The 6,661-nt window shown below is 72.8% G+C and carries 7 protein-coding genes; 6 read left to right on the top strand and 1 reads right to left on the bottom strand.

Annotated features, from left to right (window positions below; all coding sequences use genetic code 11):
- From HW578_RS20990 to HW578_RS20975, 4 genes are all read left to right on the top strand, one after another.
- The coding region (locus tag HW578_RS20990; protein WP_198372664.1) for a hypothetical protein at positions 1-764 on the top strand (764 nt) is incomplete at its 5' end.
- A 205-nt stretch (positions 765-969) separates the two neighbouring features.
- On the top strand, positions 970-1,725 hold the full coding sequence (locus tag HW578_RS20985; RefSeq protein WP_198372663.1) for an ABC transporter ATP-binding protein: 756 nt from the start codon (positions 970-972) through the stop codon (positions 1,723-1,725).
- Positions 1,722-2,570: an ABC transporter permease gene (locus HW578_RS20980; RefSeq protein ID WP_456308292.1), complete on the top strand. Its 849-nt coding sequence runs from the start codon at positions 1,722-1,724 to the stop codon at positions 2,568-2,570. Before HW578_RS20985 ends, HW578_RS20980 begins: the two co-directional genes overlap by 4 nt.
- 130 nt (positions 2,571-2,700) lie before the next feature.
- A complete protein-coding gene (locus tag HW578_RS20975) occupies positions 2,701-4,482 on the top strand; it encodes a TIR domain-containing protein (RefSeq protein WP_198372662.1) in 1,782 nt (593 codons plus the stop codon).
- Between the two features lie 7 nt (positions 4,483-4,489).
- Here the strand turns inward: HW578_RS20975 and HW578_RS20970 are convergent, their stop codons facing one another.
- On the bottom strand, positions 4,490-4,990 hold the full coding sequence (locus HW578_RS20970) for a GNAT family N-acetyltransferase (protein WP_198372661.1): 501 nt from the start codon (positions 4,988-4,990) through the stop codon (positions 4,490-4,492).
- Between the two features lie 65 nt (positions 4,991-5,055).
- On the opposite strand from HW578_RS20970, the gene HW578_RS20965 reads away from it, so the two are divergent.
- Complete coding sequence (locus HW578_RS20965) at positions 5,056-5,688, top strand: histidine phosphatase family protein (protein WP_198372660.1); 633 nt, start codon at positions 5,056-5,058, stop codon at positions 5,686-5,688.
- A gap of 110 nt (positions 5,689-5,798) precedes the next feature.
- Positions 5,799-6,617, top strand: coding sequence for a lipid-binding SYLF domain-containing protein (locus HW578_RS20960; protein ID WP_198372659.1), 819 nt, complete (start codon positions 5,799-5,801; stop codon positions 6,615-6,617).
- The last annotated feature ends 44 nt before the right edge of the window (positions 6,618-6,661 follow it).

Below are 6,661 nucleotides of genomic sequence, written 5' to 3'. Positions count from 1 at the left end.
CGATGCGCGCCGCACCGGCGCCGGTGGCGGGCCGCGCGCCGGACGGTGCGGCGATCGGGGCGGCGGAGCGTGCGCTGCTCTCGGCGGACGTGACCGCCTTCCTGCGGCGGCGCAAGGTCTGCCGCCTGGTGCCCGGCGGCGGCGCGCCGGAACCGCTCTGGGAGGACCGCCGCGTCGCGCTCGAGGATGTCTGCGCAGCGCTGCTGCCGGGCTGCGACCTGGCGCGCACGCCCTGGCTCGCCCGGCGCTTCCGTCGCAGCCTCGACGCCCGGCTGCTGGCGGGCCTGACCCATGCGGAGGAGTTGCGCGGGCTCGGCCCGCTGTCGCTCACGCTGGGCCTGGACGCGGTCACCTCGCCGGAATTCCTGCGCCTCGATGCCATGTGGCCGGCGGCGCTGCGCGGCGCGCTGACCGTCGCGATCGCCGCCGAGGACATGGCCACCGACCCGGCCGGCTTCGCCTTCGCGCGGGAGGTGCTGCTGCTGCGCGGCCATCGGCCGATGCTGGACGCAACGGCGCCGGGCACGTTGCTGGCGCTGCCCCCGGCCCGTGCCGGTACGCCGCTGGTGCGGCTGCGCTGGTCGGATGCGCTGCCAGCGCTCGGCACGCCGTGCGCCGAGGCGCTGCGCGCCGCCCTGCCGGCCGAAGCGGAATCGGTCGTGCTGGCTGGCGTGGACCGCCCCGCCGCCATCGCCTGGGGCTGGGAGATGGGCATCACGCTGTTCCAGGGCCGCCTGATCGAGAACCGCCGGCCGGCGGGATGATGCCACGCCGCCCCACCCACCCGAGCGGATCGCGCCCCGCGCGATCCGGGAGCGCACCGCGCGACCGCGCCTAGACCCTCAGCCGCGCAGGGCACACCAGCGCATGGCGCGAAGGCAAGGCCGGCGGATGCCGGCCGCCCGCCGTCTGAGGGACGCAAAATACACTCGTCTTGGCGCGGCACGCGCCGACCCCGATATGTGCGGCATGGAACCGCCCGCGCTGCTGGTCGAAGGCCTGTCGAAGACCTATGCGCCCGGCGCCCCGCCCGCCGTGGACGGCCTGACCTTCACCCTCCCGCTCGGCCAGACCTGGGGGCTGCTCGGCGGCAATGGCGCGGGCAAGTCCACCACCATCGCCATGCTGCTCGGCCTGCTGGTGCCGAGCGCGGGGCGCGTCGTCGCGCTTGGCCACGACATGGCGCGGGATCGCTTCGCCGCACTGGCGCGGATGAATTTCTCCTCGCCCTACATCGCCCTGCCGCATCGCCTGACGGTCGAGGAGAGTCTCCGCGTCTACGCGCATCTCTACGGCGTACCGGACACGATGCGGCGCATCGCCGAGCTGGTCGAGGACTTCGCGCTCGGCGATTTCCTGCGCCGCCCGGCCGGGCAGCTCAGCGCGGGGCAGAAGACGCGCGTGGCGCTCGCCAAGGCGTTGATCAACCGCCCGGCGCTGCTGCTGCTCGACGAACCGACCGCGAGCCTCGACCCCGACACCGGCGACTGGGTGCGCAGCACGCTGGAGCGCTACAGCGCCGCGAGCGGTGCCGCGATCCTGCTGGCCAGCCACAACATGGCCGAGGTCGAGCGCCTGTGCTCCAACGTGCTCATGCTCAAGGGCGGGCGCATGGTCGATGAGGGCAGCCCGGCGGCGCTGCTGGCGAAGTACGGGCGCGACGACCTGGAGGAGGTCTTCCTCGACATCGCCCGCGGGCGCGCCCGGGCGGAGGGCGTGGCGTGATCGCGCCGGTCGCGCAGGGCGGCTCGCTGCGCCGCATCTGGGGGCTGATGTATCGGCACCTCGCGCTCTACCGCCGCTCCTGGCCGCGCGTGCTCGAGCTCATGTACTGGCCCGTGCTGCAGATGGTGGTCTGGGGCTTCGTCACTGCCTACCTCGCCGGGGTGCAGCAGAACGCCGCGCCTTCGGGGATGAGCGCGCCTGCGGGCGCGACCATCGCCGCCGGCGTACTGCTCGGCGGCGTGCTGCTTTGGGAGGTAACGCTGCGCAGTCAGATGGGCTTCGCGATCTCCTTCCTCGAGGAGGTGTGGTCGCGCAACCTCGGGCACCTGTTCGTCTCGCCGCTGCGCCCCTGGGAGCTGGTGGCCGGGCTCGCGGCGATGAGCGTGCTGCGCACCGCCATCGGCGTGGGTGCCGCGATGGTGCTGGCGTTCACCTTGTACGGCTTCGGCATCTGGTCGATGGGGCCGGTGCTGGTGGCCTGGATGGCGGCGCTGATGGCAATGGGCTGGTCGGTCGCGCTGGCGGTCACCGCACTGATCCTGCGCCACGGCGCGGGGGCGGAGGCGCTGGCCTGGGGGGTGATGTTCGGCCTCGCGCCCTTCGCCGCGGTATTCTACCCGGTGGCGGTGCTGCCGGGCTGGCTGCAGCCCGTCGCCCTCGCGATCCCGGCGGCGCATGTCTTCGAGGGCATGCGCGCCGCGCTGGTGGACGGGCGGATCGCCTGGGACCACTTGGCCTGGGCAGTGGCGCTGGATGGCGTCTGGCTGGCGGGGGCCGCCTGGGTGTTCCTGTGGCAGTTCCACCAGGCGCGGGTGCGCGGCGCGTTGCTCAACATCGGGGAGTGATCCACCCGCGGTCGCAGGGCTGCCGAGACTGTCGCCCCGGCGCCCCGCACTGCGCTACATTGAAGCGCCGGCGCCCCGAGGATCGGGCCTTCCCCCGGGGCGGAAGGACGGCCTTGCGGACGGAGCGCCCATGGCGGATGTCTTCATCAGCTACAAGTCGCAGCGCCGCGATATGGTGGAGCAACTCGCCCGCGTCCTGGAGCTGAACGGCTATTCGGTCTGGTTCGACCGCGCGCTGGTCCCAGGGGAAGGCTTCCCGCAACCGATCGAGCGTGAGCTGCGGAGCGCGCGGGCGACGCTGGTGGTCTGGTGCGAGCGGTCGGTCACCAGCGACTGGGTGCGGGAGGAAGCGAATCTCGCCAAGCGCCTCGGCAGGATGATCCCGGTGCGGCTTGCACGCGTGGAACCGCCGCTCGGCTTCGGCACGCTGCAGAGCATCGACCTCTCGGGCTGGGACGGCGAGCCGCGCAGCCACCTGCTCGACCGGGTCCTGCTCGAGGTGGCACGTCTGGTCGGCCGCGATCCGGTCCCGCAGGTCCGGGAGCTGATGGACTTCGACACGGCCTGGCGCCGCGCCGCCGGCCTGTCCCCGGCGGCGCCGGCCGCGGCGGAGCGCACCGCAGAGAAGGCCGTCGCCGCTGCGTCGCCGACCGCCACACTGGAGAGCCCGACCCCGCCGGATCAGGACCGGCCAGGTGCCGATCCCGCGCCGCTCGCCCTGCCGGACCGCCCCTCCATTGCGGTGCTGCCCTTCGTCAACCTCAGCGCCGATCAGGGGCGGGAGCATTTCGCCGATGGCATCGTCGAGGGCATCATTACCAGCCTGTCGCGCAAGCGGTGGCTCTTCGTCATCGCGCGTAACTCCACCTTCACCTACAAGGGGCGCGCGGTCGACATGAGGCAGGTCGGGCGCGAGCTCGGCGTGCGCTACGTGCTCGAGGGCAGCATCCAGATGTCCGCCAGTCGCCTGCGGGTCAGCGTGCAGCTGGTCGACGCGATCACGGGCGCGCAAATGTGGTCCGATCGCTATGACCGCTTGATCGAAGACGTCTTCGACCTGCAGGACGAGGTCAGCGGCGTCGTGGTCGGCATGCTCGCGCCGCAGCTCGAGACGGCGGAGATCGCCCGGGCACGCCAGAAGCCGACCGTCAGCCTGGATGCCTACGACTGCTACCTGCGCGGGGTTGCCGGGCTTCGCCAGTGGTCACGGGAGGCGGTCGCCGAGGCCCTGCAGCTGTTCCACCGTGCCATCGAGATCGATCCCGACTACGCGTTGGCCTACGCTGCCGCGGCGGTTGCGTACGACCAGCTCGATTCGAACGGATGGATGACCGACCGCCCGGCCGAGGTGGCGGAAGCACTGCGTCTGGCGCAATGCGCGGTGAAGCTGGGCAAGGACGATGCGCTGGCATTGCGCCATGCGGGTCAGATCATTGCCCGCTTCAGCGACATGGACGCCGGCGCGGAGCTCATCGACGAGGCCCTCGCGCTCGATCCCAACCTCGCCGTGGCCTGGTTCTCCAGCGGCCTCATCAAGGTCTGGCAGGGCGAGCCCGAGGCGGCGATCGAGCGGATCGCGCGCGGCATGCGCCTGAGCCCGATGGACCCGCGGATGTTTCTCTTCCAGGGAGGGATCGCGTCGGCGCATTTGTTGGCGGGCCGTTTCGACGAAGCGCGTCGCTGGGCCGCGAGGGCCGCCCTGCGCCAATCGAATTACGGCGTCGCTCTCCGCGTCGCGGCCGCTGCCTGTGGGCTTGCGGGACAGGCCGAGGAAGCCAGGGAGGCCCTTGCGGCGCTGCGTCGTCAGGATCCAGGCCTGCGTCTCTCCAACCTTCACGATCGCGCACCGTGGGGTCCGAGGAGCCTCGCCGTGCTGGCCGAGGGCCTGCGCAAGGCCGGCCTGCCGGAGTGACCCGGCGTCAGCCCCGTGCCGGCGGCAGCGGCAGCACCAGGCGCCGTTCGGTCACGGCGCGGCCCCATTGCTGCGCGGTGACCTCGCGGTCCGGCACGAAGCCCGCCGCCGCATAGAGGCGCGCAGCGGCGTCGAGGCCCGCCAGCGTCCAGAGGTGGATCTCCGGCATCGCGGCGCGCCGCGCCTGGGCGATCGCCTCCTCAAGCCAGCGCCGGCCGAGCCCCTGCCCGCGCAGCGCCGGGTCCAGGATGAACCAGCGCAGATGCGCGCTCGCCGGGTCCTCGCCGCAGTCGAGCGCTATCGACCCCAGCACCCGTCCATCGGCGACGGCGCAGCGGAACAGGTCCCGCGCGGGGTCGAGGCGCAGCAGGAAATCGCCCAGCTCGCGCGCCACCTTGGCCTCGAAGAAGGCGCCGAAGCCGTGGGTCCCGGCATAGGTGCGGGCGTGCAGCGCGGCGATGTCGCCGATGGCACCAGGGGTCCAGGCGGTGTGGATCGCGATGTCCATGGGGCGATCCTCCCGTGCATCGCGCCGTCTGGCCAGCGGCACCGTTCCGCCGTAGAGGGCAGCGCGTGACCCCCACCCGCTTCTTCCTGGTCCGCCACGCCCTGGTGGAACCCTCCGCCCGCGCCGTCCTCTATGGCTCGATGGATGTCGCGCTGTGCGACCTGGCGCTGCGCCAGGAGGCCGCATCGTATCGCTGGCTGGCGCATCGCCTGCCTCAGCCGGCGCGCTGGTGCGTGACCAACCTCTCGCGCACGCGGGCCACGGCCGCCGCCGTCTTCGCCGCCGGCTACCCCGCCACCGATCTCGAGACCGAGCCCGACCTGGCCGAGCAGCATCTCGGCGACTGGCAGGGCATCCCGCACGAGGCGCTGCCCGCCCTGCTCACCCGCCCGGCCCATCCCTTCTGGCCCCATGCCGGCGAGGAACACCCGCCGGGCGGGGAATCCTTCCGCCAGGTGCAGGCCCGCGTTGCCGGGGTGCTCGAGCGCATGGCGACGCTGCTGGAAGGCCAGGACGTCGTCATCATTGCCCATGGCGGGTCGATCCGCGCCGCGCTGGCGCATGCCATGGGCCTGACGCCGGACCAGGCCTTCGTCTTTTCCGTCAAGAACCTCTCGCTCACCCGCATCGAGAAGCACGGCCCCGACTGGCGGGTGGCCGCGGTGAACGAGGAACCCTGGACGCCGCCGGCGGCGTGACGCCCGGCCGGGATGCCGGCACTTCACGCTTCCGCCATCGCGAAACCTTTGTCTTGCCCTGCGCCGAGGTCTAGAACAGCGTTCACTCAAAGGCTTGGGAGGTTCGCCTCATGCGCCGTCTCGCCATTTTCGCGCTTGCCGCCCTCGGCCTCGCGCTCGGCCCGCGCGACGCTCGCGCGCAAGGAGAGGAGCAGTCGCTGGTCGACCGCGCCACGCTCTCGCTGGCCGAGGTCTTCGACATCGGCGACCTCAGCGCCGATGCGCGCTCGCTGCTGGGCCGCGCCCGCGCGGCCATGATCTGCCCGCGGGTGATCCGCGGCGGCTTCGTCATCGCCGGCCAGGGCGGGGATTGCGTGCTGGTCGCGCGCGACGGCGGCGGGTCGTGGTCCTCGCCGGCCTTCTACACCATGGGCGGCGGGTCGATCGGCTTCCAGATCGGCGTGCAGGACGCGCAAGTCGTGATGCTGATCATGAACGACAAGGCGCTCGATGCCGTGCTCGACAGCCAGTTCCGCATCGGCGGGGATGCCGGGGTGGCGCTCGGCACGCTGGGCCGTGGCATCGCCGGGTCCACCACCGCGGCGGTGGGGGCGGACATCGTCACAATCGCGCGGGCGCGCGGGCTGTTCGCCGGGGTGTCGCTCGACGGGAACATCCTGTCGGCGCGCAGCGCGGCGATGCGCGCGTATTTCGGCCGTGACGTCTCGGCGCGCCAAGTCGTGGTGGGGATGGAGGCGCACAACCCGGCCTCCGACCCGCTGCGTGCGGCGCTGATGCGCACCGCACAGGCCCCGGCGGCGGCCACGCCGGCGCCACAGCCGCAGGGCTCTGCGGCACCGCAGGCGGTGATCACGCCCGGCCCCGGCCCCGCCACCACGCCGCGCGTGCAGTCCGAGAGCCTGCCCGCGCCTCCGCGCGGCACGCGATAGCCGCGGCGCCAAGGGGGCGACGCGTCGCCGGACAGGCAGGCGTG

This window comes from Roseomonas rosulenta (assembly GCF_016106005.1).
Taxonomy (GTDB): domain Bacteria; phylum Pseudomonadota; class Alphaproteobacteria; order Acetobacterales; family Acetobacteraceae; genus Neoroseomonas; species Neoroseomonas rosulenta.
This window is presented reverse-complemented; position numbering and strand designations above follow the sequence as displayed.